This is a genomic window from Prescottella soli (genome assembly GCF_040024445.1).
GTDB classification, from domain to species: domain Bacteria; phylum Actinomycetota; class Actinomycetes; order Mycobacteriales; family Mycobacteriaceae; genus Prescottella; species Prescottella soli.
In genome coordinates, this window is the sequence record NZ_CP157276.1 from 4,345,850 (window position 1) to 4,369,627 (window position 23,778).

Genomic DNA, 23,778 nt, shown 5'->3' on the forward strand with positions numbered 1-23,778 from the left:
GAGTTGCTCACTTGCGCCTCACGCTTGCCCACACGGCCAGGGGAGCGAAGACCGCCATCAGCCCGACGCACCACGCCGCGGCGGGGAAGAACGTCGACGCGGTCAGCGAGCCCGCGGCCATGTCGCGCATGGCGTAGGAGAACTGGGAAATCGGCTGGTTGCGCACGAACGGCTGGATCCACTCGGGGAATCCGGAGACCGGAACGAACCCGCTCGACAACATCCCGAGGATCAACTGGGGTAACGCGAGTGACTGCGAGGTCGCCTCGGGGGATTTCGCGAGCGTGCCGATCGCGTCGGCACCGAGGGACAACGCGAGACTGATCGCGAGCGCCAACAGACAGAACAGCGCGGCCAGCGCTACTCCGCCGCTGAAGCGGAACCCGATGACGTAGCCGTAAATGAGCGCCGCTGTGAGTGTGATCGTGGACCGCACCAGTCCGCTCGTCATCCGCGATATCAGCGGAACCGGCCCCGACACCGGCATCGTCTTCAGCCGTGTCGTCAGGCCGTGCAGGGCCTCGACCGACGCCAACTGCGACGCCGAGATCGCGGTGAACGCCATCGCCTGCAGCACGATGATCGGCATCAGGAACTGGGCGTAGTCGATGCCCTGCAGCTTCATCACGAAGCGCAGCGGGAGGTAGAAGCCGATCGTGAAGATCAACGGCGCGATGACCGCGACCGCGAGCTCACCGGTCTTCACCATCGACTTGAGCGTGCGGCCGGTCAGCGCGAGCCACTGCTGGAAGCCGTTGGGATCCGGGCGCCGGTGCGAGCCGATCCGCCTCGCCGGTACCGTCAGCGTTGCCCGGTCCGACGCCGTGGACACCGTGAGGCCCTGCGCGGCGCTCTTCGCCGGGGTGCTCATCGCTGGGTCTCCGGCGCGGAATGACCCGTCAGAGACAGGAAGACGTCGTCGAGCGACGGGCGGCGCAGCGCGATGTCGGCGAGCTCGATGCCCGCGGCGTCCAGTCGGCGCAGCGCCTCCGACAGCGTCGCGGCGCCGTCGGGTGCCGGGAGCGAGACACGATCGATGCCCTCGCCGCCCTCGGCGACCTCGGCGCGCACCTCCGGCGGAACGAGATTGCCGAGCGCGTGCACGGCCCACGGCAACTTCTGCGGATCGAGCGGCACCACCTCGCAGTAGCTACCGCCGGTACGCGCCTTCAACTGGTCCGCGGTGCCCTCGGCGATCACGGTGCCGCGGTCGATGACGATGATGTTGTCGCTGAGCAGGTCGGCCTCCTCGAGGTACTGCGTGGTCAGCAGCACGGTGATGCCCTGCTCCTTCAGCGAGGTGACGAGGGACCACACGCCCTGACGGCTGCGCGGATCGAGACCGGTGGTCGGCTCGTCGAGGAACACGACCTCGGGGCGGACGACGAGTCCGCACGCGATGTCGATCCGTCGGCGCATACCTCCGGAGTAGTTGCGGACGGCTCGCTTACCGGCGTCGAGGAGATCGAACTCGGTGAGCAGCGCCTGCGCCCGCTGCTTGGCGGATGTGCGATCGAGACCCATCAGCCGACCGAACAGCTCGATGTTCTCGCGGCCCGAGAGGGTCTCGTCGAGCGCGGCGTACTGGCCCGTCATCATGATCGAGCGCCGGACGTCGGCGGCATGCGTGATGACGTCGTGCCCGGCGACCACCGCGCGTCCACTGTCGGGGCGCAGCAGGGTCGACAGCACCTTCACCGTCGTCGTCTTGCCGGCGCCGTTGGGCCCGAGAATCCCCAGGACCGTGCCGCGCTTGGCTTCGAAACTGACACCCTGCAAGGCCTTCACGTCGCCGAAGGATTTGTGGACGTCGTCGACCAGCACAGCTGCGTCCTGGAATATGGGCATCGACACTCCGCTAGTTCACCTGGGTTGGATGGGTGACCGTCTCTCAGGGTCCACGCGTCCATCCGTCGACGTGTATTCCCTCCGCTTCGGGGAAATGTTACCCGGCGGCACGGCCGCGCCGGGCTTTTCGGACGCCGGAGCGGGAATACCCGGGGCGCGCGGACAGCCCGCGTCCGTGTCCGGTCTACCGCCGGATCAGTCCCAGATCCCGGCCGACTCGAGGTGCCGCACCAGGCGCTTTGCGCCGTCCTCGAAGTGGGCTCGGGTCTCCGCGGCGACCGCTGCGTGGTCCCGTGCGAGGAGCGCGGAGAGCAGACGTGTGTGACTCGCCACCGCGTCGTCGCCCCAGCGCCGATCCGACGAATAGAAATGGACCGGCGTGTAGCGGGTGGCCCCCAGCAGGAACCACGACAGTTTGCGCGCGCCCACCAGCCGGTTGAGGTACCGGTGGAAGCCGAACTCGAGCTCCTCGATCCTGGTCGCGTCGCCGACGTCGACGGCACGCCGCAACTGCTCGTTGAGCTCCGTCAGTTCCGCGGCGGCCTCGTCGTCGACGCGCTCGACGGCCCGCACGGCCAGCTCCTCGGCGATCTGCCCCTGCAGCCAGAAGATGTCGGCCACGTCCTCCCTGCTCAGGGGCGCGACGACGTACCCGCGGTGGGGAACCAGTTCGACGAGACCCTCGCCGCGCAGTGTCAACAGCGCCTCCCGGACCGGCGTGACACTGACGCCGAGGTCCGCCGCGGTCTCGTCCAGGCGGATGAAGTCACCCGGACGCACCCCGCCCGACATGATCAGGTTGCGCACGTGCACGGCGACGTCGTCGGACAGTTGGGGGCGACGGCGCAACGCACGAGCCGATGCGGAACGGGGGGCGGCGGACGGGGCCATCGAGTACTCCTTCGCGGGACGCGCACGTGCCGGCCGACGTCGACATAGGCGACCGGCAGTGACGTGTCCGATACCGGACCCGCTGGTGTGATGCGTGCAACGATCAGATTCGGTCGAATATATCGGGTGACTCGCGCGGGAGATCTGCGCGCCGGACGTGCGGGGGCGTTTCATGCTCTCGCCCGCGTGGGCGCGCCGAGCGGGCGCTCCCATCCGCCGATTCATCCGGATCGACCCCGAGCCCACGCCCGACGACCTGGCCTTCGTCGCCGAGGCACTGACGCGGTGCGACGACGCGGGTGACGCGCTCGCCGCCGCGATCACCCAGGACCGCGCCGTGACGATGAAGCAGTTCCGGACCGCGCTCGCCGACGGGATCGGCGCCGTGCCCGACGCACCCGAAGCCCTGCGCACGTTCTTCAACTCGATCGAACGGAGGCCCGACTGGGTCGACGACGCTCTGATGCAGCGCGGAGACGAGGTGTGTCGGCGCGGGGGACTCAACGGCCTCGACGTGCTCGGCTCCGCCCTTCTCGCGGGCTACCGGAGTTCGGCGACGACCGATCTGCTCGCGCGGACCGGACGGCTGAACGGGGACGGCGCGCGGCGGAGGGTGGGGGAGACCGTCAAGTGGTGGTACGAGTGCGTGCAGCCGGGCGGCATGTACCGGGACGGCCAGGGCTGGCAACTGACGGTTCACGTGCGGCTCATGCACGCGATGATCAATCGGCACTACACCGGCAGTGACGACTGGAGCGTCGAGGACTGGGGGCTGCCGATCAACCAGGCCGATCAGTCGGCCACCTACGAGTTGTTCTGCATCCCCGCGAACTTCGTCAAGCACACCGCGGCGCGGATCGTGCCCGGCGGGTCCGGGTGGCTGCTGCAGCGCGGCGAACGGGAGTAGTACCGGGGGATGATGCGCCACTTCCCGCGCGAGCGGCCGAGGTCGCCCGCCAGCCGTGAGCCCGGCAGGCGTCAGGCGGGGGTGACCCAGACCGTGATGTCGGCGTGCACCATTTCGGTGCCGGCGCGGTCGGTGATCGAGACGGGGATCGTCAGCTCCGTGCCATCGGTCATCGAACCGAAGTCGGGGACGGTGTCGAGGGTGGCGCTCGCCCTCAACCGCGACTCGGCCTTCGCGAGGTAACGCACGTTCATCGCCTTGGGGATCCATCGATGCGTCGAGGGCACGGTCGCCTCGGCGAGCATGCCCATCGCGATCTCGGCGAGATTGCACGCAGCGATCGCGTGGAACGTCCCGAGGTGGTTGTGCACGCCCCACCATTTGGGGGCCGAAACCTCGCAGCGCCCGGGCTCCATGCGCTCGACGGTCGGCAGCACCGTCGCGAAGAAGGGGACGCGCGCACACATGCCGATGGAGAACAGCGAACGGCCGAATCTGTTGGCGGGCAACTTCTGCCAGCTTCGGTAGGTGGCGGTCGCGGGCGTCGTCATGCACTGAATCTTACTCTCGAGTAAGTTCGATGGGGCGAAAGTGTGGTGCGCATGCCCGCTGACCTCGAAGATTTCCCGGGGTGCGATTTGAACTCTCGGGTCCGCTACGGCATACTGATCGGGTTGCCTTGACTGGGACGCGATCCGTTGCGACCCGAGTCGGGCTGGATGAACGTCGAGTATCGGGTCGAAATGCCTGGTCACGGCGATGCAAGACGGAAGCAGTACCCAACGTTTGCGCCCCGTTGCGGGCGCATCCGGTGCGGTTCTCGCGGCTCCTGGGAAGGGATTTCCGGGGCCCGGGAATGAGCGGCCAGGCGACACGCCCGACCGCGTGGACCGGAGAACCATGACAGATGAACAGCGGCAGCGGATCGAGTGATGTCTCGATCGCGAGTGTGTGTTGTTCGTGTCGTGTTTCAGCCGAGGGCTGTGCAGACGAGGTAGTCCCCGGCTCGTTCGGGTTCTACGAAACGCGGCAAGAAAAGGACACAAGCGTGGCGGGACAGAAGATCCGCATCAGGCTCAAGGCCTATGACCACGAGGCGATCGACGCGTCAGCGCGCAAGATCGTCGAGACGGTGACCCGTACCGGGGCCCGCGTGGTCGGCCCGGTGCCGTTGCCTACCGAGAAGAACGTGTACTGCGTCATCCGCTCGCCGCACAAGTACAAGGACTCGCGCGAGCACTTCGAGATGCGTACTCACAAGCGGCTGATCGACATCCTCGACCCGACGCCGAAGACGGTCGACGCGCTCATGCGCATCGACCTTCCGGCCAGCGTCGACGTGAACATCCAGTGAGCTTGGGAAGACGCAGCGGAGATATCAAATGACTAATCAGATCAAGGGAATCCTGGGCACCAAGCTCGGCATGACCCAGGTCTTCGACGAGAACAACCGGGTCGTCCCGGTCACCGTCGTCAAGGCTGGGCCGAACGTCGTCACCCAGATCCGTACCGAAGAGCGTGACGGCTACAGCGCCGTGCAGCTGGCGTTCGGCGCCATCGACCCGCGCAAGGTGAACAAGCCCACCTCGGGCCAGTTCGCCAAGGCCGGCGTCACCCCGCGTCGCCACGTCGTCGAGCTCCGCGTTGCCGACGCCTCCGCGTACGAGGTCGGCCAGGAGCTGACGGCCGAGGTCTTCGAGGACGGCGCATACGTCGACGTCACCGGCACCAGCAAGGGCAAGGGCTTCGCCGGCACCATGAAGCGTCACGGCTTCGCCGGTCAGGGCGCCTCCCACGGTGCGCAGGCTGTTCACCGTCGCCCGGGTTCCATCGGTGGCTGCGCCACCCCCGGCCGCGTGTTCAAGGGCATGCGCATGTCGGGCCGCATGGGCTCCGACCGCATCACGACGCAGAACCTCTCGGTCCACAAGGTGGACGCCGAGAACGGTCTGCTGCTGATCAAGGGTGCGATCCCCGGCCGCAAGGGCGGCCTCGTGATCGTCAAGACCGCAGTGAAGGGTGGTGCTTCGGCATGACCGAGACCGCAACCAAGCTGACCCTCGACGTCAAGGCTGCCGGTGGCAAGACCAACGGCACCGTCGATCTCCCCTCCGAGATCTTCGACGCGACCGCGAACATCGCTCTGATGCACCAGGTCGTCGTTGCGCAGCTCGCTGCGGCACGTCAGGGCACTCACGCCACCAAGACCCGCGGCGAGGTCCGCGGCGGTGGCAAGAAGCCGTACCGCCAGAAGGGCACCGGCCGCGCACGTCAGGGCTCGACCCGTGCGCCGCAGTTCGCCGGCGGTGGCACCGTCCACGGCCCGCAGCCGCGTGACTACTCGCAGCGCACCCCCAAGAAGATGAAGGCCGCCGCTCTCCGTGGCGCCCTCTCCGATCGGGCCCGCAGCGAGCGCATCCACGTCATCACCGAGCTGGTCGCCGGGCAGGTCCCGTCCACCAAGACGGCGAAGTCGTTCCTGGGCGAGCTGTCCGACCGCAAGAAGTTCCTGCTGGTCGTCGGCCGCGAGGACATCGCAGCGTGGAAGAGCGTCCAGAACCTGGAAGGCGTGCACCCCATTGCACCCGACCAGCTCAACACCTACGACGTGCTCAACAGCGATGACGTCGTGTTCAGCCTCGAGGCTCTGAACACCTTCATCGCGGGCCCGGCCAAGAACGAGGAGGAGAGCAAGTGACCACCATCGCCGACCCCCGCGACATCTTGCTGGCCCCGGTCATCTCCGAGAAGTCCTACGGACTGATCGAGGAAGGCACCTACACCTTCCTGGTGCACCCGGACTCGAACAAGACGCAGATCAAGATTGCCGTCGAGAAGGTCTTCGGCGTCACCGTGACCAGCGTCAACACCGCCAACCGTCAGGGCAAGCGCAAGCGGACCCGCTTCGGTTACGGCAAGCGCAAGGACACCAAGCGTGCGCTCGTGACCCTCTCGGCCGACAGCAAGCCCATCGAGATCTTCGGAGGCCCGGTCGCGTAAGCGTCTGGGACTTGACGAGATAGAGGACGAGAAGACTCATGGCAATTCGTAAGTACAAGCCGACTACCCCGGGCCGTCGCGGCTCGAGTGTCTCGGACTTCGCCGAGATCACTCGGTCGACGCCCGAGAAGTCGCTGGTTCGCCCGCTGCACGGTCGCGGTGGTCGTAACGCCCACGGTCGCATCACCACCCGTCACAAGGGTGGCGGTCACAAGCGCGCCTACCGGTTGATCGACTTCCGTCGCAACGACAAGGACGGCGTGCCGGCCAAGGTCGCTCACATCGAGTACGACCCCAACCGCACCGCTCGCATCGCGCTGCTGCACTACGCGGACGGCGAGAAGCGCTACATCATCGCCCCCAAGGGCCTGGTGCAGGGCGCCCCGATCGAGTCCGGCGCAGGCGCCGACATCAAGCCGGGTAACAACCTGCCGCTGCGCAACATCCCCACCGGTACCACCATCCACGCTGTGGAGCTGCGTCCCGGCGGCGGCGCCAAGATGGCCCGCTCCGCCGGTGCCAGCATCCAGCTGCTGGGTAAGGAAGGCACCTACGCCACGCTGCGTATGCCGTCCGGTGAGATCCGTCGCGTCGACGTGCGCTGCCGCGCCACCGTCGGCGAGGTCGGCAACGCCGAGCAGTCGAACATCAACTGGGGCAAGGCCGGCCGCATGCGCTGGAAGGGCGTCCGCCCGACCGTCCGTGGTGTGGTCATGAACCCCGTCGACCACCCGCACGGTGGTGGTGAGGGCAAGACCTCCGGTGGTCGCCACCCGGTCAGCCCCTGGGGCAAGCCTGAGGGCCGCACCCGCAAGAACAAGGCGAGCGACAAGCTCATCGTCCGTCGTCGCCGTACCGGCAAGAAGCGCTAGTCAAGGAGGGAGTGAAGGATGCCACGCAGCCTGAAGAAGGGCCCGTTCGTCGATGACCACCTCCTTGCGAAGGTGGACGTGCAGAACGAGAAGGGCACCAAGCAGGTCATCAAGACCTGGAGCCGTCGTTCCACGATCATTCCGGACTTCATCGGTCACACGTTTGCCGTCCATGACGGACGCAAGCACGTTCCGGTGTTCGTTTCGGATTCGATGGTTGGCCACAAGCTCGGAGAGTTTGCACCGACCAGGACGTTCAAGGGCCACATCAAGGACGACCGGAAGAGCAAGCGTCGATGAGTACTGAAACCCAGAACCCCACCGCGAAGGCGGTCGCGCGCCACGTGCGCGTGACCCCCATGAAGGCGCGCCGCGTCGTGGACATCGTCCGCGGCAAGTCGGTCGACGAGGCTCTCGCGATCCTGAAGTTCGCGCCGCAGTCCGCGGCCGAGCCGGTCGCGAAGGTGATCGCCAGCGCAGCTGCCAACGCGCAGAACAACCTGAACCTCGATCCCTCCACGCTCGTCGTCGCGACGGCGTTCGTGGACGAGGGTGCGACCCTCAAGCGGTTCCAGCCGCGCGCACAGGGCCGGGCCTTCCGGATCCGCAAGCGTTCGAGCCACATCACCGTCATTGTGGAAAGTGTGGCGAGCCGGGGTGCCGCCTCGGGTCGTAACCGCCGGAAGGGAAGTGGTCAGTAGTGGGCCAGAAGATCAACCCGCACGGCTTCCGTCTCGGCATCACGACCGACTGGAAGTCGCGCTGGTACGCAGACAAGCAGTACGCGGAGTACGTCAAGGAAGACGTCGCGATCCGTAAGCTCCTCGCCACCGGCATGGAGCGCGCGGGCATCGCGAAGGTCGAGATCGAGCGCACCCGTGACCGTGTGCGTGTGGACATCCACACCGCGCGTCCGGGCATCGTCATCGGTCGCCGTGGCGCCGAGGCCGATCGCATTCGCGCCGAGCTCGAGAAGCTGACCGGCAAGCAGGTCCAGCTGAACATCCTCGAGGTCAAGAACGCCGAGGCCGAGGCCCAGCTCGTGGCACAGGGTGTCGCCGAGCAGCTCTCGAACCGTGTCGCGTTCCGTCGCGCCATGCGCAAGGCCATCCAGTCGGCCATGCGTCAGCCGAACGTCAAGGGCATCCGCGTGCAGTGCTCGGGCCGCCTCGGCGGCGCCGAGATGAGCCGCTCGGAGTTCTACCGCGAGGGTCGTGTCCCGCTGCACACGCTGCGTGCGGACATCGACTACGGCCTGTACGAGGCCAAGACCACCTTCGGTCGCATCGGCGTGAAGGTCTGGATCTACAAGGGCGACATCGTCGGCGGCAAGCGTGAGCTGGCTGCTGCTGCGCCGGCCGAGCGCCCGCGTCGCGAGCGTCCGAGCCGTCCGCGTCGCTCCGGTGCCGCCGGCACCACCGCGACCAGCACCGAGGCCGGTCGCGCTGCGACTGCCACCGCCGATGCACCCGCTTCGACTGAGCAGAAGGAGGGCTGACGCATGTTGATCCCACGTCGGGTCAAGCACCGCAAGCAGCACCACCCGAGCCGTTCGGGTGCCGCCAAGGGCGGGACCCAGGTGGCCTTCGGTGAGTACGGCATCCAGGCTCTCGAGCCGGCCTACATCACCAACCGGCAGATCGAGTCCGCTCGTATCGCCATGACCCGGCACATCAAGCGTGGCGGCAAGATCTGGATCAACATCTTCCCGGATCGCCCGCTCACCAAGAAGCCTGCCGAGACCCGCATGGGTTCCGGTAAGGGTTCGCCGGAGTGGTGGGTCGCGAACATCAAGCCCGGACGGGTCATGTTCGAGATGAGCTACCCGAACGAGGAGATCGCCCGCGAGGCTCTGCGTCGCGCGATGCACAAGCTCCCGTGCAAGTGCCGGATCGTGACGAGGGAGGAGCAGTTCTGATGGCAACCACCAGCCCTGCTGCAGAGCTCCGCGAGCTGACCGACGAAGAGTTGGTCACCAAGCTCCGCGAGTCGAAGGAAGAACTGTTCAACCTTCGTTTCCAGATGGCCACCGGTCAGCTGGACAACAACCGCCGGCTGCGCACGGTCCGTCACGAGATTGCGCGCATCTACACCGTCCTGCGCGAGCGCGAGCTCGGCCTGGCCTCCGGTCCGGACGCAGGTGACGCGGCATGAGTGAGGATAAGGCAGTGAGCACCAACAGCACCGAAGAGCGCGGCAGCCGCAAGGTCCGCATCGGCTACGTGGTCTCGGACAAGATGGAGAAGACCATCGTGGTCGAGCTGGAGGACCGGGTGAAGCACCCGCTCTACGGCAAGATCATCCGACGCACCTCGAAGGTCAAGGCGCACGACGAGAACGGCGTCGCCGGCATCGGCGACCGCGTCCAGCTCATGGAGACCCGACCGCTGTCGGCGACCAAGCGCTGGCGTCTGGTCGAGGTCCTCGAGAAGGCCAAGTAAGAGCCGAAGAGTGTATCCAGTACGATGGTGGGGTTGCCCTGTGAAAGCAGTGGCAGCCCCACCATCGGCGGGTACGGACCGCGCGCGTCGGGTCGGAAATCTGCCGCGCACGATTTGGTGATTCGCTTGCGAGTCGCCGGGTCGAAACAAGCCAGGTCAAGGAGAAGTTAGTGATTCAGCAGGAGTCGCGACTGCGCGTCGCCGACAACACGGGTGCCAAGGAGATTCTCTGCATCCGCGTTCTCGGTGGCTCGTCTCGTCGCTACGCCGGGATCGGCGACATCATCGTCGCCACCGTCAAGGACGCAACCCCGGGTGGAAACGTGAAGAAGGGCGAGGTCGTCAAGGCCGTCGTCGTCCGCACCACCAAGGAGCGTCGCCGTCCGGACGGCTCGTACATCAAGTTCGACGAGAACGCTGCCGTCATCATCAAGGCGGACAATGATCCGCGCGGCACCCGTATCTTCGGACCCGTCGGTCGTGAGCTGCGCGAGAAGCGCTTCATGAAGATCGTCTCGCTCGCCCCGGAGGTGCTGTGATGAAGGTGCACAAGGGTGACACCGTGCTGGTCGTCTCCGGCAAGGACAAGGGCGCGAAGGGCAAGGTCATCCAGGCCTACCCCGCGACCGGCAAGGTCCTCGTCGAGGGCGTGAACCGCATCAAGAAGCACACCGCGGTTTCCGCGAACGAGCGTGGCGCCTCCTCGGGCGGCATCGTGACGCAGGAAGCTCCGATCAACGTCTCGAACGTCATGGTCGTCGACTCCGACGGAAACCCGACTCGCGTCGGCTACCGCACGGATGAAGAGACCGGCAAGCGCGTTCGCATTTCCCGGAAGAACGGGAAGGACATCTGACATGACCTCCACCGAGAACAAGACCCAGCCGCGTCTGAAGGCCCGCTACCGTGCGGAGATCAAGGACGCGCTGAACGCTGAGTTCGATTACGCGAACGTCATGCAGATCCCCGGCCTGGTCAAGGTCGTCGTGAACATGGGTGTCGGCGACGCCGCCCGTGACGCCAAGCTGATCAACGGTGCGGTCGCCGACCTCACCCTGATCACCGGCCAGAAGCCGGAGATCCGCAAGGCCCGCAAGTCCATCGCGCAGTTCAAGCTGCGTGAGGGTATGCCGATCGGCGCGCGCGTGACGCTGCGTGGCGACCGCATGTGGGAGTTCCTGGACCGTCTGGTGTCCATCGCGCTGCCCCGTATCCGCGACTTCCGCGGCCTGTCGGGCAACCAGTTCGACGGCAACGGCAACTACACGTTCGGCCTCAACGAGCAGTCGATGTTCCACGAGATCGACGTGGACAAGATCGATCGTCCGCGCGGTATGGACATCACCGTCGTGACCACCGCCACCAACAACGAAGAAGGCCGTGCGCTGCTCAAGCACCTCGGCTTCCCGTTCAAGGAGAACTGAGCCCATGGCTAAGAAGGCACTGGTCAACAAGGCCAACAAGAAGCCGAAGTTCGCGGTGCGCGCGTACACCCGTTGCCAGAAGTGCGGCCGTCCGCACTCGGTGTTCCGCAAGTTCGGTCTGTGCCGTATCTGCGTTCGCGAGATGGCACACGCCGGCGAGCTGCCGGGCGTTCACAAGAGCTCCTGGTAAGCAGCCGAACAACAAAGACTTCCGTTCCACGTCCGTGGAACGGTGAAGGTAAGAACCACTTCGTTGTAGGCCCACGATCGGGCCGACCCCGCTCCTTCGATACATCGGGGGGAGCGGGGTCGGTACCGGTGTTGCATGGGAACCCCAACGAGAAAGGTGCACAGGTCAACTCATGACCATGACTGATCCGATCGCAGACTTCTTGACGCGTCTGCGTAATGCCAACTCGGCGTACCACGACGAGGTGAAGCTGCCGCACTCGAAGATCAAGGCGAACATCGCCGAGATCCTCAAGCGTGAGGGCTACATCGCGGACTACCGCACCGAGGATGCCGAGGTCGGCAAGACGCTGATCGTCGACCTCAAGTACGGCCCCAGCCGCGAGCGTAGCCTCGCCGGCGTCCGCCGTGTTTCCAAGCCCGGTCTGCGCGTGTACGCGAAGTCCACCAACCTGCCCAAGGTCCTGGGCGGCCTCGGCGTGGCGATCATCTCCACGTCTTCCGGCCTGCTCACCGATCGTCAGGCGGCCAATCAGGGAGTGGGCGGGGAAGTCCTCGCCTACGTCTGGTAAGGGAGGCCACCAGAATGTCGCGTATTGGAAAGATTCCGGTCGCCGTCCCCGCGGGCGTCGACGTGACCATCTCCGGACAGGACGTCGCGATCAAGGGCCCCAAGGGTTCGCTGTCGCTGACCGTCTCCGAGCCGATCTCGGTCGTCAAGGGTGAGGACGGTGCCCTGCAGGTCACCCGTCCCGACGACGAGCGTCGCAGCCGCGCGCTGCACGGTCTGTCGCGCACCCTCGTGCAGAACATGATCGTTGGTGTGACCGCTGGTTACACCACCAAGATGGAGATCCACGGCGTTGGTTACCGTGTGGCGCTGAAGGGCCAGGACCTCGAGTTCGCGCTCGGCTACAGCCACCCGGTCCCGATCGAGGCTCCGGAGGGCATCACCTTCGCTGTCGAGTCGCCGACCAAGTTCTCGATCTCCGGCATCGACAAGCAGAAGGTCGGCCAGATCGCGGCCAACATCCGCCGCCTGCGCAAGTCCGACCCGTACAAGGGCAAGGGCATCCGCTACGAGGGTGAGCAGGTCCGTCGCAAGGTCGGAAAGACGGGTAAGTGATATGAGCCAGACTGCAAACCAGAAAGCCAAGCGGATTCCGCTGGGCAAGGACGTGTCCACCACGCGTCGTCTGTCGAAGGCGCGTCGTCACTTCCGTCTCCGCAAGAAGGTCTCCGGCACCCCCGAGCGTCCGCGTCTCGTCGTGAACCGCTCCTCGCGCCACATCCACGTGCAGCTGGTGGACGACCTGGCCGGCAAGACCCTTGCCGCCGCGTCGACCATCGAGGCCGACGTGCGTGCGCTGGACGGCGACAAGAAGGCCCGTGGCGCCAAGGTCGGTCAGCTGATCGCCGAGCGCGCCAAGGCTGCCGGCGTGGAGGCCGTGGTCTTCGACCGCGGTGGCCACACCTACAGCGGCCGCATCGCGGCCCTGGCCGATGCCGCTCGCGAAGGCGGGTTGAAGTTCTGATGACCAACATTACTAACGGAAGGAATGCCTGATGCCGGGACGTCAAAGGCGTGACGGCGGAAGCGGACCCGCCGGACAGGGTGGCCCCCAGGGCGACAACCGCGGTGGTCGCGATCGTCGCGACAACCGTCGTGACAACGCTGCCGAGAAGTCGAACCACATCGAGCGCGTTGTCTCCATCAACCGCGTCTCGAAGGTCGTCAAGGGCGGTCGTCGCTTCAGCTTCACCGCTCTCGTGATCGTGGGCGACGGCAACGGACTCGTCGGCGTCGGCTACGGCAAGGCCAAGGAAGTTCCCGCGGCCATCCAGAAGGGCGTCGAGGAGGCTCGCAAGAGCTTCTTCCGTGTGCCGCTCATCGGCAGCACCATCACCCACCCGGTTCAGGGCGAGGCGGCGGCCGGTGTCGTCATGCTGCGTCCGGCCAGCCCGGGTACCGGTGTGATCGCCGGTGGCGCGGTGCGTGCCGTGCTCGAGTGCGCGGGCGTCTCCGACATCCTCGCCAAGTCGCTCGGTAGCGACAACGCGATCAACGTTGTGCACGCGACGGTTGCCGCCCTCAAGGGTCTGCAGCGTCCGGAAGAGGTTGCAGCCCGTCGTGGCCTGCCCCTCGAGGACGTGGCCCCGGCCGGCATGCTGCGCGCTCGCGCACAGGCTGGGAGCGTGAAGTAATGGCACAGCTCAAGGTCACCCAGGTCAAGAGCACCATCGGTTCGAAGCAGAACCAGCGGGACAGCATGCGCACCCTCGGACTGAAGGGCATCCGTCAGTCCGTCGTCCGCGAGGACAACGCGCAGAACCGTGGTCTGATCAACGTGGTGCGCCACCTCGTCACGGTTGAGGAGGTCTAACCATGACCATCAAGTTGCACCACCTGCGCCCCGCGCCCGGTGCCAAGACCGACAAGACTCGCGTCGGTCGCGGTGAGGGCTCGAAGGGTAAGACCGCTGGTCGCGGCACCAAGGGCACCAAGGCACGTAAGAACGTGTCGGCTGCCTTCGAGGGTGGACAGATGCCGCTGCACATGCGTCTGCCCAAGCTCAAGGGCTTCAAGAACGCGTTCCGCACCGAGTACCAGGTCGTCAACGTCGGCGACATCGCTCGTCTGTTCCCCGAGGGTGGACAGATCGGCGTTGCCGAGCTGGTTGCCGCGGGCGCGGTTCGCAAGAACCAGCTCGTGAAGGTTCTCGCCGAGGGCGACATCGCGGTTGCCGTCCAGGTCACCGCGAACAAGTTCTCGGGCGCCGCCAAGGAGAAGATCGCCGCTGCCGGTGGTACCACCACCGAGCTGTGATCTCGCTCAGCTAGCTGTCGAATGGCCGCAACTCATCCCACTGGGACGAGTTGCGGCCATTCGCCGCTCCAGGGTGCGCGAACGGGCATACTGGAGAGCGGCCAGCCCGTGCAACCGGGCTGTGTTTTCATGTGTCACTGTTAGAGTTCTAGAGTTCTGCAATCCACGGGGCGGGTCATTCAGATCGGCTCTCCGTATGTCGTGCGCCAGGAGGATCTTTGCTTTCCGCCTTTGTCTCGGCCCTCAGGACGCCTGACCTGAGGCGGAAGATCCTCTTCACGCTGGGTCTGGTCGCTCTGTACAGGCTGGGCGCGACGTTGCCGTCGCCCGGTGTCGACTACGGCAACGTCCGTGCGTGTATCGATCAGGTGTCCGGTGGCGAATCCGCCGGCATCTACTCGCTGATCAACCTGTTCTCCGGCGGTGCGCTGTTGCAGCTGTCGGTGTTCGCGATCGGCATCATGCCGTACATCACGGCGAGCATCATCATCCAGTTGCTGACCGTCGTCATCCCGAAGTTCGAGGACCTCCGCAAGGAGGGGCAGTCGGGCCAGGCGAAGATGACGCAGTACACGCGCTATCTGTCGATCGCGCTGGCGGTCCTGCAGTCGACGGGCATCGTCGCTCTCGCGTCGCGTGGGCAGCTGCTGCAGGGCTGTACGGAGCCGATTCTCGCCGACGACAGCGTCTTCGGCCTGATCATCATCGTGCTGGTCATGACGGCCGGTTCGTGCCTCGTGATGTGGTTCGGCGAGCTGATCACCGAGCGCGGTGTCGGCAACGGCATGTCGCTGCTGATCTTCGCGGGCATCGCCTCGCGCATCCCGTCCGAGGGCAAGGCGATCCTCGACAGCCGCGGCGGTCTGGTCTTCGCGCTCGTGTGTGTCGCGGCGCTCGCGATCATCGCCGGCGTCGTCTTCGTCGAGCAGGGCCAGCGCCGCATCCCGGTGCAGTACGCCAAGCGGATGGTCGGCCGGAAGATGTACGGCGGCTCGTCCACGTACCTGCCGCTCAAGGTCAACCAGGCCGGCGTCATCCCGGTGATCTTCGCGTCGTCGCTGCTCTACCTGCCGAACCTCATCGTCCAGCTCACCGGGGCCAACACCAACCCCAATCCGAGCTGGTGGCAGAAGTGGATCAACGAGTACCTCGTGAACCCGGCGAACCCGGTCTACATCCTGATCTACTTCGGCATGATCGTCTTCTTCACCTACTTCTACGTCGCGATCACCTTCAATCCGGAGGAGCGCGCCGACGAGATGAAGAAGTTCGGCGGCTTCATCCCGGGCATTCGTCCCGGACGGCCGACCGCCGATTACCTGAACTACGTGCTGAGCCGTATCACTCTGCCGGGCGCGATCTACCTCGGCACCATCGCGGTGCTGCCGAATCTCTTCCTCGGGATCGGTAGCTCGGGTGGCGCGACCAACCTGCCGTTCGGCGGCACCGCGGTGCTGATTATGGTCAGTGTGGGCCTCGATACGGTTAAGCAGATCGAGAGCCAGCTCATGCAGCGAAACTATGAAGGGTTCCTCAAGTGAGACTTGTCCTCCTTGGTCCTCCCGGTGCCGGTAAGGGCACCCAGGCCGCGATCCTGTCCGAGAAGCTGGGCGTTCCCCACATCTCCACCGGAGATCTGTTCCGCGCGAACATCGGGCAGTCGACCCCGCTCGGACTCGAGGCCAAGAAGTACCTCGACGCGGGCGACCTGGTCCCCAGCGAGATCACGAACAACATGGTGAAGGCGCGCGTGGCCGAGCCGGATGCGGCCAACGGCTTCCTGCTCGACGGCTTCCCGCGCACGGTCGACCAGGCGAAGGCGCTGGAGGACATCCTCGAGGGCCTGGGCGCCAAGCTCGACGGTGTGCTCGCGTTCGATGTCGACGATGACGTCGTCGTCGAGCGGATGCTCGCCCGTGGTCGCGCCGACGACACCGAGGATGTGATCCGTAACCGCATGCGCGTCTACCGCGAGGAGACGGCGCCGCTGCTCGACTACTACGCCGGCCAGATCGTCACCGTCGACGCCGTCGGTGCCGTCGAAGAGGTCAACGCCCGCGCTCTGTCCGCGCTGGGGAAGTAATGGCGTTCGGCCGCAAGCGCAAGGTCGTTCCGTTCCGCACGGCGGGTGAGCTCGACGCCATGGCGGCGGCGGGTGCGATCGTCGGGGCCGCCCTCGTGGCGGTGCGAGACGCGGCCAAGCCCGGGGTCAGCACACTGGAACTGGACCAGGTCGCCGAAGCGGTCATCCGCGACGCCGGCGCGGTGCCGTCGTTCCTCGGCTACCACGGGTTCACCGGATCCATCTGTTCGTCGGTCAACGACCGCGTCGTGCACGGCATCCCGTCCGCGGACGAACTCCTCGCCGAGGGCGATCTGGTGTCGATCGACTGCGGGGCGATCCTCGACGGGTGGCACGGCGACTCGGCGTGGACGTTCGGCGTCGGTGAACTCAGCGAGGCCGACGCCCAGTTGAGCGAGGCGACGCGCCTGTCGATGGAGGCCGGCATCGTCGCGATGGTGGAGGGCAACCGGCTGACGGACGTCTCGCACGCGATCGAGCTCGGGACGCGGGCCGCCGAGTCTGCGCACGGTCGTCAGTACGGGATCGTCGACGGCTACGGCGGTCACGCGATCGGGCGTGAGATGCACATGGATCCGTTCCTGCCGAACGAGGGCGCTCCCGGTAAGGGGCCGCACCTGGTGATCGGGTCGGTCCTGGCGATCGAGCCGATGCTCACGCTCGGCACGTACGAGACCGAGGTCCTCGAGGACGAGTGGACGGTGGTGACCACCGACGGCAGTCGTGCCGCGCACTGGGAGCACACGGTCGCCGTCACCGAGGACGGTCCCCGGATCCTCACGTTGCGCCCCGGCGACAACTGAGATCGAACAAACGCCGAGCGGGCAGTGAACTCTCACTGCCCGCTCGGCGTTTGTGTGCTCGGTGTCGTCGTCAGCTGTCGAGCAGCACGGTGACCGGGCCGTCGTTGATCAGGCTCACCTGCATGTGCTCGCCGAACTTGCCGACCTCGACGGTGGCGCCCTGGTCCCGTAGCGCGGCGCCGAACGCGTCGACGAGCGGTTCGGCGACAGAGCGCGGCGCGGCCGGGGACCACGACGGGCGTCGACTCTTGCGGGTGTCGGCCATGAGGGTGAACTGGCTGACGACGAGGATCGGGGCGTCGACGTCCGATGCGGACTTCTCGTCGTCGAGGATCCGCAGGCGCCACACGCGGCGGGCGAGGTTCGCCGCGGCGATCGGGTCGTCGTCGTGCCCGACGCCGAGGAGCACGAGCAGTCCCTGCCCGCCGGCGGGTGGCGAGATCCGGGCGACCTCCTCGCCGTCGACAGAGACGGCGGCCGAAGTGACCCGCTGGACGAGTGCACGCATCTGGATGTGTTCCCTTCGGGTGGGGGAGTCGCGGCGGCTCGAGGCCGCATTTGGCCTGGTTGGGAATTGCCGGTAGGATGGAACAACGGTGCGCCCTGCGTATCGGTTTGTCTGCGCGTCCGACCTCGTGTCGGGGTGACGCTTCCAACCGTCAGGACCACCGCTGTAGCGGATACCGGTGACGGTAGCCGATGCACCCATACGCCACTCAACGGATCGCGGAGGACATGGCTAAGAAGGACGGGGCCATCGAGGTCGAGGGACGAGTTGTCGAGCCGCTGCCCAATGCGATGTTTCGCATTGAGCTGGAGAACGGCCACAAGGTCCTCGCACACATCAGCGGCAAGATGCGTCAGCACTACATTCGCATTCTTCCCGAGGACCGCGTCGTCGTGGAGCTGTCGCCCTACGACCTGTCGCGTGGGCGCATCGTTTACCGCTACAAGTAAGAGCTTCCCCGGCCACAACCGGCCGGGGAGAACTATGTCTGCCCTCGGGTGGACAGACAACAGGAGATCAGACGCACGTGAAGGTTCAGCCTAGCGTCAAGAAGATCTGCGAGAAGTGCAAGGTGATTCGCCGTAACGGGCGCGTCATGGTGATCTGCGAGAACCTGCGCCACAAGCAGCGTCAGGGCTAGTACCAGATCACGTCCTTCTTCGAGATCGACTTGGCAACAAGCGTAAAGAAGACCTCTCAGCACCAACCGCAACCCGGGCCCAGGGAAACCGAAGGCAGGTAGCGGTCCACCCCCGGCACGGAGGCCGGGGCCCCACTGCGAGTGAACCGCAGAGTTTGTAGACGCAGGGGACGGACTGGGAGCAGACCTCCGCACACCGATAGGAATGCCAAATGGCACGTCTCGCAGGTGTTGATCTTCCTCGCGAAAAGCGCATGGAGATCGCACTGACCTACATCTACGGCATCGGCCGTACCACCTCCAAGGAGATCCTGACTGCCACGGGTGTCAACCCGGACCTGCGCAGCAAGGACCTGTCCGACGAGGACCTCGCCAAGCTCCGCGAGTACATCGAGGAGTCGGTGAAGGTCGAGGGTGACCTGCGCCGCGAGGTGCAGGCGGACATCCGCCGCAAGATCGAGATCGGCTGCTACCAGGGCCTGCGCCACCGCCGTGGTCTGCCCGTGCGTGGACAGCGCACCAAGACCAACGCTCGCACCCGTAAGGGTCCGAAGCGCACCGTCGCAGGAAAGAAGAAGTAATGCCTCCCAAGTCACGTAGCACCGGTCCGAAGAAGACCCAGAAGGCGCGTCGCAGGGACAAGAAGAACGTCCCGCACGGTGCCGCTCACATCAAGAGCACCTTCAACAACACGATCGTGTCGATCACCGACCCGGCCGGCAACGTCATCTCCTGGGCGTCGTCGGGCCACGTGGGCTTCAAGGGCTCGCGTAAGTCGACGCCGTTCGCTGCTCAGCTCGCTGCTGAGAACGCTGCCCGCAAGGCGCAGGAGCACGGCGTCAAGAAGGTCGACGTCTTCGTGAAGGGCCCGGGCTCGGGCCGCGAGACCGCGATCCGCTCGCTGCAGGCTGCCGGCCTCGAGGTCGGCACCATCTCCGATGTCACCCCCCAGCCGCACAACGGCTGCCGTCCGCCCAAGCGGCGTCGGGTTTAAGTAGCGGGAAGGATAGGTAAAAGAACATGGCACGTTATACCGGACCCATCACCCGCAAGTCGCGTCGTCTGCGCGTCGACCTCGTCGGAGGCGACCAGGCGTTCGAGCGGCGTCCTTACCCGCCGGGCCAGCACGGCCGCGCGCGCATCAAGGAGAGCGAGTACCTGCTCCAGCTGCAGGAGAAGCAGAAGGCTCGCTTCACCTACGGCGTCATGGAGAAGCAGTTCCGTCGCTACTACCAGGAGGCGGTCAACCGCCCCGGTAAGACCGGCGAGAACCTGCTCCAGATCCTGGAGTCGCGTCTCGACAACGTCGTGTACCGCGCAGGCCTCGCTCGCACCCGCCGCCAGGCGCGTCAGCTGGTCACGCACGGCCACCTTCTCGTGAACAACAAGAAGGTCGACATCCCCAGCTACCGCGTCTCGCAGTACGACATCATCGATGTCCGCGAGAAGTCGCTGGCGACCCTGCCGTTCCAGATCGCCCGTGAGACCCAGGGCGATCGCCCGATCCCGGGCTGGCTGCAGGTCGTCGGTGGACGCCTCCGCATCCTGGTGCACCAGCTCCCCGAGCGTGCGCAGATCGAGGTCCCGCTGCAGGAACAGCTGATCGTCGAGTACTACTCGAAGTAAGGCGTGATGCCTGGGAGCGGTCGGTAACGGCCGCTCCCAGGTCCCAAGCCTTTCCCATCGTGGGCGTCATATGGCGGACGCCCGTACAGGAGGAAATCCAATGCTCATCTCTCAGCGACCCACGCTGACCGAAGAGGTCATCGCTGAAAACCGCTCGAAGTTCGTCATCGAGCCCCTCGAGCCAGGCTTCGGGTACACCCTCGGCAATTCGCTGCGCCGCACCCTGCTGTCGTCGATCCCCGGCGCTGCTGTCACCAGCATCCGCATCGACGGCGTCCTGCACGAGTTCACCACCGTCCCGGGTGTGAAGGAAGACGTCACCGACATCATCCTGAACCTCAAGGGCCTGGTCGTGAGCTCCGAAGAGGACGAGCCGGTCACCATGTACGTCCGCAAGCAGGGCCCCGGGGTCGTGACTGCGGGTGACATCGTTCCGCCGGCAGGCGTCACGGTCAACAACCCGGATCTGCACATCGCCACCCTGAACGACAAGGGCAAGCTGGAGATCGAGCTCGTCGTCGAGCGCGGTCGCGGCTACGTCCCCGCCGTCCAGAACAAGGCGTCCGGCGCCGAGATCGGCCGTATTCCGGTCGACTCGATCTACTCGCCGGTGCTCAAGGTCACCTACAAGGTGGAAGCGACCCGCGTCGAGCAGCGCACCGACTTCGATCGGCTGATTCTCGACGTGGAGACCAAGAACTCCATCACCGCTCGGGACGCGCTCGCTTCGGCGGGCAAGACCCTGGTTGAGCTCTTCGGCCTCGCCCGTGAGCTGAACGTCGAGGCAGAAGGCATCGAGATCGGACCCTCGCCCGCCGAGGCCGATCACATCGCTTCCTTCGGACTCCCCATCGAGGATCTGGACCTGACGGTCCGCTCCTACAACTGCCTCAAGCGCGAGGGTGTTCACACCGTCGGCGAGCTCGTGGCACGCACGGAGTCCGATCTGCTCGACATCCGCAATTTCGGACAGAAGTCCATCGACGAGGTCAAGGTCAAGCTGCATTCGCTCGGCCTCGCCCTCAAGGACAGCCCTGCGTCCTTCGATCCGACGACCGTTGCCGGCTACGACGCCGCCACCGGTACGTGGAGCGACACCGACGCCGGTTCCTTCAGCGACGCTGAGGGCACCGACCAGGACTACGCCGAGACCGAACAGCTGTAACCCGTATCACCCGGCACATGGGCAAATGTGCTGGGCGAGCCCAAGAGGAGCTCCAATGCCCAAGCCCAAGAAGGGTGCCCGCTTCGGCGGGTCGGCGTCGCACCAGAAGGCGATCTTCGCCAACCTGGCGACTGCTCTGTTCGAGCACGGCCGAATCACCACCACGGAGGCCAAGGCCAAGGCCCTGCGTCCGTACGCCGAGAAGATCGTGACCAAGGCCAAGGGTGGAACCCTGGCCGACCGTCGTGAGGTTCTGAAGGTCATCCGCAACAAGGATGTCGTTCACACCCTGTTCGCGGAGATCGGCCCGTTCTACGCCGAGCGCGACGGTGGTTACACCCGCATCATCAAGACCATCCCCCGCAAGGGTGACAACGCTCCCATGGCGATCATCGAGCTCGTCCAGGAGAAGACGGTCACCTCCGAGGCGGACCGCGCTCGCCGTGTCGCTGCTTCGCAGGCTGCTCCGGCTGCCGAGGAGACCGCGGTCGAGGCCGAGGCCCCCGAGGCCGAGGTCGTCGAGGCCGCAGCCGATGCCGACGAGGCCAAGAAGGACTAGTCCACTTGGTTTCGGCACACGCTGAATCGAACGAACCCGTCGTTCCCGTTGGGGACGGCGGGTTCGTTCGATTGCGCCTCGATGTTTCGTACGACGGCACCGACTTCTCGGGATGGGCACGCCAGCCCGGCCGCCGCACGGTGTGCGGTGAGATCGAAGAGAGGCTGAGCGCGATCGTCCGCACCCCGGTGCTGCTGACGGTGGCGGGCCGCACCGATGCCGGTGTCCACGCGAGTGGTCAGGTGGCACACGTGGACGTGCCGGCCGACATGGTCCCGGACGATCCGTCGCGCCTCGTGCGCAGGCTCGCCCGCTTCCTACCCAAAGATGTTCGGGTCAAGGACGTCTCGTTCGCTCCCGAACACTTCGACGCCCGGTTCTCGGCGATCCGTCGGCACTACGAGTACCGGTTGACCACGGCCCCGTACGGCGCGGACCCGCTGCGCGCCCGCGACACGGTGGCGTGGCCCAAGGAGGTCGACGTCGACGCGATGCGGCAGGCATCGTCGCGGTTGCTGGGCCTCCACGACTTCGCGGCGTTCTGCAAGCGCCGCGACGGCGCGACGACGGTCAGGGAACTGCAGCGTTTCGACTGGGAGCACTCGGGTCACGAACTCACGGCCTACGTCAGCGCCGACGCGTTCTGCTGGTCGATGGTGCGCAGCCTGGTCGGTGCGGCACTCGCAGTGGGCGAGGGACGCCGCACGATCGAATGGATGGCCGGTCTGCTGGCCGAGCGCGAGCGGGCGAGTGCCGTCGCCGTCGCTCCGGCACACGGGCTTTCGCTGGTTCGCGTCGACTATCCGGCGGACGCGGATCTCGCCGCCCGCAACGCGGCCACCCGGGAGATGCGCACGGCGATCGAGTCGGGCGGGGCGGGTTGCTGCGGGGGCTGACCTGACGGCGGCAGGGTTCGGCTCTCGCGCGTCTGTGCCCGGAACGCCCAACCCGCCGCGCGATGCGTCGGGGTACTGCTAGCGTCGCAATCGGTCGGGATGCTCGCAGCTGTGGAGGGGAGCCACGCATGCGTCCGTCGTTCGTCACCGCAATCGTCGTCGCCGCGTTGGCGATCGGCACCGCGATGGCCACGCCCGGTGCGGCCGTTGCCGAGCCGCCGCCGATCCCGGTCCCGCACAACTTCTATGCCGGCATCCCGCAGGAGATTGCGAACCCCGGCGGGTCGCTCCCCGGTTCGAACGACTGGACCTGCAAGCCCACCGTCGAGCACCCGCGCCCGGTGATCCTCGTGCACGGAACCGGGGCGAATCGGCAGACGAACTGGACGACGTACGTGCCGTTGCTGAAGAACAACGGCTACTGCGTGTTCGCCCCCACCTACGGCGCCCGCGCCGGCGCCGCGTGGCCGGGCAGCGCCTTCGGCGCGCTGGCCCCGCTCGACCAGAGTGCCCGGGAGTTCGCCGGGTTCGTCGACGAGGTGCTCGCGGCGACCGGCGCTGACAAGGTCGACATCGTGGGGCACTCGCAGGGCACCCTGATGCCGAACTACTACGTGAAGTTCCTCGGGGGCGCGGCCAAGGTCGACAAGTACGTCTCGCTCGCCCCACTGTGGCTGGGCGCCGGCGCGTTCTGGGCCGGTGAGATCAGCGCGTTCGCCAGGGAACACGGACTCGAGCCGCTGCAACAGCAGACGTTCGGGCAGCTGTGTTCGGCGTGCCTGGACATGGCGCCGGGAACCGCCTTCGTCGACACGATGAACGAAGGCGGCCCGTACGCCCCCGGTGTCTCGTACACCAACATCGCCACCCGGTACGACGAACTCGTCGTCCCGTACACCAGCGGGCTGGTGCCGGGACCGAACGCGGTCAACATCGTCGTCCAGGATCAGTGCCCGCAGGACTACTCCGAGCACGCCGCGATGGGTGCGTCACCCATCGCGGCGGCACACGTCCTCAACGCGCTCGACCCGCAGCATCCGCAGCCGGTGCCTTGCATGCCGATCTCACCGTTGACCGGGACGCCCATCGGTTGAGCCCG

General features: G+C 66.2%; 39 protein-coding genes. 34 read left to right on the plus strand and 5 right to left on the minus strand.

What is annotated here, in order from left to right:
• Nucleotides 1-7 precede the first annotated feature (7 nt).
• From ABI214_RS20070 to ABI214_RS20080, 3 genes are all read right to left on the minus strand, one after another.
• Entirely contained in the window at nucleotides 8-871 is an 864-nt protein-coding gene (locus tag ABI214_RS20070) for an ABC transporter permease (RefSeq protein WP_348604247.1), read from the minus strand.
• A complete protein-coding gene (locus tag ABI214_RS20075) occupies nucleotides 868-1,848 on the minus strand; it encodes an ATP-binding cassette domain-containing protein (RefSeq protein WP_348604248.1) in 981 nt (326 codons plus the stop codon). Before ABI214_RS20075 ends, ABI214_RS20070 begins: the two co-directional genes overlap by 4 nt.
• Before the next feature lie 195 nt (nucleotides 1,849-2,043).
• The gene (locus ABI214_RS20080; RefSeq protein WP_348604249.1) at nucleotides 2,044-2,739 is read right to left on the minus strand and encodes a GntR family transcriptional regulator; all 696 of its coding nucleotides are present in this window, start codon (nucleotides 2,737-2,739) and stop codon (nucleotides 2,044-2,046) included.
• Between the two features lie 172 nt (nucleotides 2,740-2,911).
• Here ABI214_RS20080 and ABI214_RS20085 point away from each other — a divergent pair, with 172 nt between their 5' ends.
• Nucleotides 2,912-3,646, plus strand: coding sequence for an oxygenase MpaB family protein (locus ABI214_RS20085; RefSeq protein ID WP_348604250.1), 735 nt, complete (start codon nucleotides 2,912-2,914; stop codon nucleotides 3,644-3,646).
• A 71-nt stretch (nucleotides 3,647-3,717) separates the two neighbouring features.
• On the opposite strand, the gene ABI214_RS20090 is transcribed toward ABI214_RS20085, so the two are convergent.
• Complete coding sequence (locus ABI214_RS20090) at nucleotides 3,718-4,197, minus strand: hotdog fold domain-containing protein (RefSeq protein ID WP_348604251.1); 480 nt, start codon at nucleotides 4,195-4,197, stop codon at nucleotides 3,718-3,720.
• 497 nt (nucleotides 4,198-4,694) lie between these two features.
• On the opposite strand from ABI214_RS20090, the gene rpsJ reads away from it, so the two are divergent.
• The 24 genes from rpsJ (at nucleotide 4,695) to map (ending at nucleotide 17,285) form a co-directional block, all read left to right on the plus strand.
• On the plus strand, nucleotides 4,695-5,000 hold the full coding sequence (gene rpsJ, locus ABI214_RS20095; RefSeq protein WP_003938093.1) for a 30S ribosomal protein S10: 306 nt from the start codon (nucleotides 4,695-4,697) through the stop codon (nucleotides 4,998-5,000).
• A gap of 28 nt (nucleotides 5,001-5,028) precedes the next feature.
• Nucleotides 5,029-5,682 (plus strand): 50S ribosomal protein L3, encoded by a 654-nt coding sequence (gene rplC, locus ABI214_RS20100; protein WP_127918753.1) that lies wholly within the window; start codon nucleotides 5,029-5,031, stop codon nucleotides 5,680-5,682.
• Entirely contained in the window at nucleotides 5,679-6,344 is a 666-nt protein-coding gene (rplD, locus tag ABI214_RS20105) for a 50S ribosomal protein L4 (RefSeq protein ID WP_348604252.1), read from the plus strand. The genes rplC and rplD overlap by 4 nt, the downstream gene beginning before the upstream one ends.
• Complete coding sequence (rplW, locus tag ABI214_RS20110; protein ID WP_005518367.1) at nucleotides 6,341-6,646, plus strand: 50S ribosomal protein L23; 306 nt, start codon at nucleotides 6,341-6,343, stop codon at nucleotides 6,644-6,646. Before rplD ends, rplW begins: the two co-directional genes overlap by 4 nt.
• A 38-nt stretch (nucleotides 6,647-6,684) precedes the next feature.
• Nucleotides 6,685-7,518, plus strand: a complete 834-nt coding sequence (gene rplB / locus ABI214_RS20115; protein WP_127918755.1) for a 50S ribosomal protein L2 — start codon at nucleotides 6,685-6,687, stop codon at nucleotides 7,516-7,518.
• 18 nt (nucleotides 7,519-7,536) lie between these two features.
• Nucleotides 7,537-7,818: a 30S ribosomal protein S19 gene (rpsS, locus tag ABI214_RS20120; RefSeq protein WP_005518370.1), complete on the plus strand. Its 282-nt coding sequence runs from the start codon at nucleotides 7,537-7,539 to the stop codon at nucleotides 7,816-7,818.
• Entirely contained in the window at nucleotides 7,815-8,219 is a 405-nt protein-coding gene (rplV, locus tag ABI214_RS20125) for a 50S ribosomal protein L22 (RefSeq protein ID WP_348604253.1), read from the plus strand. The genes rpsS and rplV overlap by 4 nt, the downstream gene beginning before the upstream one ends.
• Nucleotides 8,219-9,016: a 30S ribosomal protein S3 gene (gene rpsC, locus ABI214_RS20130; RefSeq protein WP_127918757.1), complete on the plus strand. Its 798-nt coding sequence runs from the start codon at nucleotides 8,219-8,221 to the stop codon at nucleotides 9,014-9,016. The genes rplV and rpsC overlap by 1 nt, the downstream gene beginning before the upstream one ends.
• A 3-nt stretch (nucleotides 9,017-9,019) precedes the next feature.
• Nucleotides 9,020-9,436 carry a 50S ribosomal protein L16 gene (gene rplP, locus ABI214_RS20135; RefSeq protein WP_005518375.1) on the plus strand — a complete coding sequence of 139 codons (417 nt, stop codon included), beginning with the start codon at nucleotides 9,020-9,022 and terminating at the stop codon, nucleotides 9,434-9,436.
• Nucleotides 9,436-9,672, plus strand: coding sequence for a 50S ribosomal protein L29 (rpmC, locus tag ABI214_RS20140; RefSeq protein WP_137799456.1), 237 nt, complete (start codon nucleotides 9,436-9,438; stop codon nucleotides 9,670-9,672). Before rplP ends, rpmC begins: the two co-directional genes overlap by 1 nt.
• On the plus strand, nucleotides 9,669-9,959 hold the full coding sequence (gene rpsQ / locus ABI214_RS20145; RefSeq protein WP_127918759.1) for a 30S ribosomal protein S17: 291 nt from the start codon (nucleotides 9,669-9,671) through the stop codon (nucleotides 9,957-9,959). Before rpmC ends, rpsQ begins: the two co-directional genes overlap by 4 nt.
• A gap of 170 nt (nucleotides 9,960-10,129) precedes the next feature.
• Nucleotides 10,130-10,498, plus strand: coding sequence for a 50S ribosomal protein L14 (rplN, locus tag ABI214_RS20150; protein WP_127918760.1), 369 nt, complete (start codon nucleotides 10,130-10,132; stop codon nucleotides 10,496-10,498).
• Nucleotides 10,498-10,815, plus strand: a complete 318-nt coding sequence (gene rplX / locus ABI214_RS20155) for a 50S ribosomal protein L24 (RefSeq protein ID WP_280758538.1) — start codon at nucleotides 10,498-10,500, stop codon at nucleotides 10,813-10,815. The genes rplN and rplX overlap by 1 nt, the downstream gene beginning before the upstream one ends.
• Before the next feature lies 1 nt (nucleotide 10,816).
• Complete coding sequence (gene rplE, locus ABI214_RS20160; protein WP_005518382.1) at nucleotides 10,817-11,383, plus strand: 50S ribosomal protein L5; 567 nt, start codon at nucleotides 10,817-10,819, stop codon at nucleotides 11,381-11,383.
• Nucleotides 11,384-11,387: 4 nt separating this feature from the next.
• Complete coding sequence (locus tag ABI214_RS20165; protein ID WP_005518383.1) at nucleotides 11,388-11,573, plus strand: type Z 30S ribosomal protein S14; 186 nt, start codon at nucleotides 11,388-11,390, stop codon at nucleotides 11,571-11,573.
• Between the two features lie 172 nt (nucleotides 11,574-11,745).
• Nucleotides 11,746-12,144 carry a 30S ribosomal protein S8 gene (rpsH, locus tag ABI214_RS20170; protein WP_031937772.1) on the plus strand — a complete coding sequence of 133 codons (399 nt, stop codon included), beginning with the start codon at nucleotides 11,746-11,748 and terminating at the stop codon, nucleotides 12,142-12,144.
• A gap of 14 nt (nucleotides 12,145-12,158) precedes the next feature.
• Nucleotides 12,159-12,698, plus strand: a complete 540-nt coding sequence (rplF, locus tag ABI214_RS20175; RefSeq protein WP_348604254.1) for a 50S ribosomal protein L6 — start codon at nucleotides 12,159-12,161, stop codon at nucleotides 12,696-12,698.
• Nucleotide 12,699: 1 nt separating this feature from the next.
• Nucleotides 12,700-13,107, plus strand: a complete 408-nt coding sequence (gene rplR, locus ABI214_RS20180) for a 50S ribosomal protein L18 (RefSeq protein ID WP_348604255.1) — start codon at nucleotides 12,700-12,702, stop codon at nucleotides 13,105-13,107.
• Nucleotides 13,108-13,138: 31 nt separating this feature from the next.
• A complete protein-coding gene (rpsE, locus tag ABI214_RS20185) occupies nucleotides 13,139-13,777 on the plus strand; it encodes a 30S ribosomal protein S5 (protein WP_127918765.1) in 639 nt (212 codons plus the stop codon).
• Complete coding sequence (rpmD, locus tag ABI214_RS20190) at nucleotides 13,777-13,956, plus strand: 50S ribosomal protein L30 (protein WP_280758542.1); 180 nt, start codon at nucleotides 13,777-13,779, stop codon at nucleotides 13,954-13,956. The genes rpsE and rpmD overlap by 1 nt, the downstream gene beginning before the upstream one ends.
• Before the next feature lie 2 nt (nucleotides 13,957-13,958).
• A complete protein-coding gene (rplO, locus tag ABI214_RS20195) occupies nucleotides 13,959-14,399 on the plus strand; it encodes a 50S ribosomal protein L15 (protein WP_348604256.1) in 441 nt (146 codons plus the stop codon).
• A gap of 218 nt (nucleotides 14,400-14,617) precedes the next feature.
• A complete protein-coding gene (gene secY, locus ABI214_RS20200) occupies nucleotides 14,618-15,940 on the plus strand; it encodes a preprotein translocase subunit SecY (protein ID WP_348604257.1) in 1,323 nt (440 codons plus the stop codon).
• Nucleotides 15,937-16,482, plus strand: coding sequence for an adenylate kinase (locus ABI214_RS20205; protein ID WP_280758545.1), 546 nt, complete (start codon nucleotides 15,937-15,939; stop codon nucleotides 16,480-16,482). Before secY ends, ABI214_RS20205 begins: the two co-directional genes overlap by 4 nt.
• Nucleotides 16,482-17,285 (plus strand): type I methionyl aminopeptidase, encoded by an 804-nt coding sequence (gene map, locus ABI214_RS20210; protein ID WP_348604258.1) that lies wholly within the window; start codon nucleotides 16,482-16,484, stop codon nucleotides 17,283-17,285. The genes ABI214_RS20205 and map overlap by 1 nt, the downstream gene beginning before the upstream one ends.
• Nucleotides 17,286-17,355: 70 nt before the next feature.
• Here map and dtd read toward each other — a convergent pair whose 3' ends face one another.
• Entirely contained in the window at nucleotides 17,356-17,793 is a 438-nt protein-coding gene (gene dtd / locus ABI214_RS20215; RefSeq protein ID WP_348604259.1) for a D-aminoacyl-tRNA deacylase, read from the minus strand.
• 227 nt (nucleotides 17,794-18,020) lie between these two features.
• Between dtd and infA the strand changes: the two genes are divergently transcribed.
• The 9 genes from infA to ABI214_RS20260 all read left to right on the plus strand — a co-directional run bounded on the left by infA (nucleotide 18,021) and on the right by ABI214_RS20260 (nucleotide 23,773).
• Entirely contained in the window at nucleotides 18,021-18,242 is a 222-nt protein-coding gene (infA, locus tag ABI214_RS20220) for a translation initiation factor IF-1 (RefSeq protein ID WP_003418601.1), read from the plus strand.
• A 77-nt stretch (nucleotides 18,243-18,319) separates the two neighbouring features.
• The gene (gene rpmJ / locus ABI214_RS20225) at nucleotides 18,320-18,433 is read left to right on the plus strand and encodes a 50S ribosomal protein L36 (protein ID WP_003938068.1); all 114 of its coding nucleotides are present in this window, start codon (nucleotides 18,320-18,322) and stop codon (nucleotides 18,431-18,433) included.
• A gap of 212 nt (nucleotides 18,434-18,645) precedes the next feature.
• Nucleotides 18,646-19,014, plus strand: coding sequence for a 30S ribosomal protein S13 (rpsM, locus tag ABI214_RS20230; RefSeq protein ID WP_348604260.1), 369 nt, complete (start codon nucleotides 18,646-18,648; stop codon nucleotides 19,012-19,014).
• Nucleotides 19,014-19,427, plus strand: coding sequence for a 30S ribosomal protein S11 (gene rpsK, locus ABI214_RS20235; protein WP_005239680.1), 414 nt, complete (start codon nucleotides 19,014-19,016; stop codon nucleotides 19,425-19,427). Before rpsM ends, rpsK begins: the two co-directional genes overlap by 1 nt.
• Before the next feature lie 26 nt (nucleotides 19,428-19,453).
• Nucleotides 19,454-20,059: a 30S ribosomal protein S4 gene (gene rpsD, locus ABI214_RS20240; RefSeq protein WP_114718865.1), complete on the plus strand. Its 606-nt coding sequence runs from the start codon at nucleotides 19,454-19,456 to the stop codon at nucleotides 20,057-20,059.
• A gap of 100 nt (nucleotides 20,060-20,159) precedes the next feature.
• On the plus strand, nucleotides 20,160-21,224 hold the full coding sequence (locus ABI214_RS20245) for a DNA-directed RNA polymerase subunit alpha (RefSeq protein ID WP_127918772.1): 1,065 nt from the start codon (nucleotides 20,160-20,162) through the stop codon (nucleotides 21,222-21,224).
• Nucleotides 21,225-21,279: 55 nt separating this feature from the next.
• Nucleotides 21,280-21,783 carry a 50S ribosomal protein L17 gene (gene rplQ / locus ABI214_RS20250; protein WP_408586171.1) on the plus strand — a complete coding sequence of 168 codons (504 nt, stop codon included), beginning with the start codon at nucleotides 21,280-21,282 and terminating at the stop codon, nucleotides 21,781-21,783.
• A gap of 71 nt (nucleotides 21,784-21,854) precedes the next feature.
• Entirely contained in the window at nucleotides 21,855-22,679 is an 825-nt protein-coding gene (gene truA / locus ABI214_RS20255) for a tRNA pseudouridine(38-40) synthase TruA (RefSeq protein ID WP_348604261.1), read from the plus strand.
• Between the two features lie 128 nt (nucleotides 22,680-22,807).
• The gene (locus ABI214_RS20260; RefSeq protein WP_348604262.1) at nucleotides 22,808-23,773 is read left to right on the plus strand and encodes an esterase/lipase family protein; all 966 of its coding nucleotides are present in this window, start codon (nucleotides 22,808-22,810) and stop codon (nucleotides 23,771-23,773) included.
• Nucleotides 23,774-23,778: the final 5 nt, after the last annotated feature.

Excerpts from the sequence above, each read along its gene's own strand:
- rpsH (WP_031937772.1), top strand. The coding sequence starts at position 11,746 with ATGACCATGACTGATCCGATCGCAGACTTCTTGACGCGTCTGCGTAAT.
- ABI214_RS20075 (WP_348604248.1), bottom strand. The coding sequence starts at position 1,848 with ATGCCCATATTCCAGGACGCAGCTGTGCTGGTCGACGACGTCCACAAA.
- rplQ (WP_408586171.1), top strand. The coding sequence starts at position 21,280 with ATGCCCAAGCCCAAGAAGGGTGCCCGCTTCGGCGGGTCGGCGTCGCAC.
- rplO (WP_348604256.1), top strand. The coding sequence starts at position 13,959 with ATGACCATCAAGTTGCACCACCTGCGCCCCGCGCCCGGTGCCAAGACC.
- rplC (WP_127918753.1), top strand. The coding sequence starts at position 5,029 with ATGACTAATCAGATCAAGGGAATCCTGGGCACCAAGCTCGGCATGACC.
- rpsQ (WP_127918759.1), top strand. The coding sequence starts at position 9,669 with ATGAGTGAGGATAAGGCAGTGAGCACCAACAGCACCGAAGAGCGCGGC.
- rplX (WP_280758538.1), top strand. The coding sequence starts at position 10,498 with ATGAAGGTGCACAAGGGTGACACCGTGCTGGTCGTCTCCGGCAAGGAC.
- rpsE (WP_127918765.1), top strand. The coding sequence starts at position 13,139 with ATGCCGGGACGTCAAAGGCGTGACGGCGGAAGCGGACCCGCCGGACAG.
- rpsK (WP_005239680.1), top strand. The coding sequence starts at position 19,014 with ATGCCTCCCAAGTCACGTAGCACCGGTCCGAAGAAGACCCAGAAGGCG.
- rpsM (WP_348604260.1), top strand. The coding sequence starts at position 18,646 with ATGGCACGTCTCGCAGGTGTTGATCTTCCTCGCGAAAAGCGCATGGAG.
- ABI214_RS20245 (WP_127918772.1), top strand. The coding sequence starts at position 20,160 with ATGCTCATCTCTCAGCGACCCACGCTGACCGAAGAGGTCATCGCTGAA.
- map (WP_348604258.1), top strand. The coding sequence starts at position 16,482 with ATGGCGTTCGGCCGCAAGCGCAAGGTCGTTCCGTTCCGCACGGCGGGT.
- ABI214_RS20260 (WP_348604262.1), top strand. The coding sequence starts at position 22,808 with ATGCGTCCGTCGTTCGTCACCGCAATCGTCGTCGCCGCGTTGGCGATC.
- rplE (WP_005518382.1), top strand. The coding sequence starts at position 10,817 with ATGACCTCCACCGAGAACAAGACCCAGCCGCGTCTGAAGGCCCGCTAC.
- rpmC (WP_137799456.1), top strand. The coding sequence starts at position 9,436 with ATGGCAACCACCAGCCCTGCTGCAGAGCTCCGCGAGCTGACCGACGAA.
- rpsS (WP_005518370.1), top strand. The coding sequence starts at position 7,537 with ATGCCACGCAGCCTGAAGAAGGGCCCGTTCGTCGATGACCACCTCCTT.
- rplV (WP_348604253.1), top strand. The coding sequence starts at position 7,815 with ATGAGTACTGAAACCCAGAACCCCACCGCGAAGGCGGTCGCGCGCCAC.
- rpmD (WP_280758542.1), top strand. The coding sequence starts at position 13,777 with ATGGCACAGCTCAAGGTCACCCAGGTCAAGAGCACCATCGGTTCGAAG.
- rplF (WP_348604254.1), top strand. The coding sequence starts at position 12,159 with ATGTCGCGTATTGGAAAGATTCCGGTCGCCGTCCCCGCGGGCGTCGAC.
- infA (WP_003418601.1), top strand. The coding sequence starts at position 18,021 with ATGGCTAAGAAGGACGGGGCCATCGAGGTCGAGGGACGAGTTGTCGAG.
- ABI214_RS20085 (WP_348604250.1), top strand. The coding sequence starts at position 2,912 with ATGCTCTCGCCCGCGTGGGCGCGCCGAGCGGGCGCTCCCATCCGCCGA.
- ABI214_RS20090 (WP_348604251.1), bottom strand. The coding sequence starts at position 4,197 with ATGACGACGCCCGCGACCGCCACCTACCGAAGCTGGCAGAAGTTGCCC.
- rplB (WP_127918755.1), top strand. The coding sequence starts at position 6,685 with ATGGCAATTCGTAAGTACAAGCCGACTACCCCGGGCCGTCGCGGCTCG.
- rplP (WP_005518375.1), top strand. The coding sequence starts at position 9,020 with ATGTTGATCCCACGTCGGGTCAAGCACCGCAAGCAGCACCACCCGAGC.
- rplD (WP_348604252.1), top strand. The coding sequence starts at position 5,679 with ATGACCGAGACCGCAACCAAGCTGACCCTCGACGTCAAGGCTGCCGGT.
- rplR (WP_348604255.1), top strand. The coding sequence starts at position 12,700 with ATGAGCCAGACTGCAAACCAGAAAGCCAAGCGGATTCCGCTGGGCAAG.
- ABI214_RS20070 (WP_348604247.1), bottom strand. The coding sequence starts at position 871 with ATGAGCACCCCGGCGAAGAGCGCCGCGCAGGGCCTCACGGTGTCCACG.
- ABI214_RS20165 (WP_005518383.1), top strand. The coding sequence starts at position 11,388 with ATGGCTAAGAAGGCACTGGTCAACAAGGCCAACAAGAAGCCGAAGTTC.
- rpsD (WP_114718865.1), top strand. The coding sequence starts at position 19,454 with ATGGCACGTTATACCGGACCCATCACCCGCAAGTCGCGTCGTCTGCGC.
- ABI214_RS20080 (WP_348604249.1), bottom strand. The coding sequence starts at position 2,739 with ATGGCCCCGTCCGCCGCCCCCCGTTCCGCATCGGCTCGTGCGTTGCGC.
- dtd (WP_348604259.1), bottom strand. The coding sequence starts at position 17,793 with ATGCGTGCACTCGTCCAGCGGGTCACTTCGGCCGCCGTCTCTGTCGAC.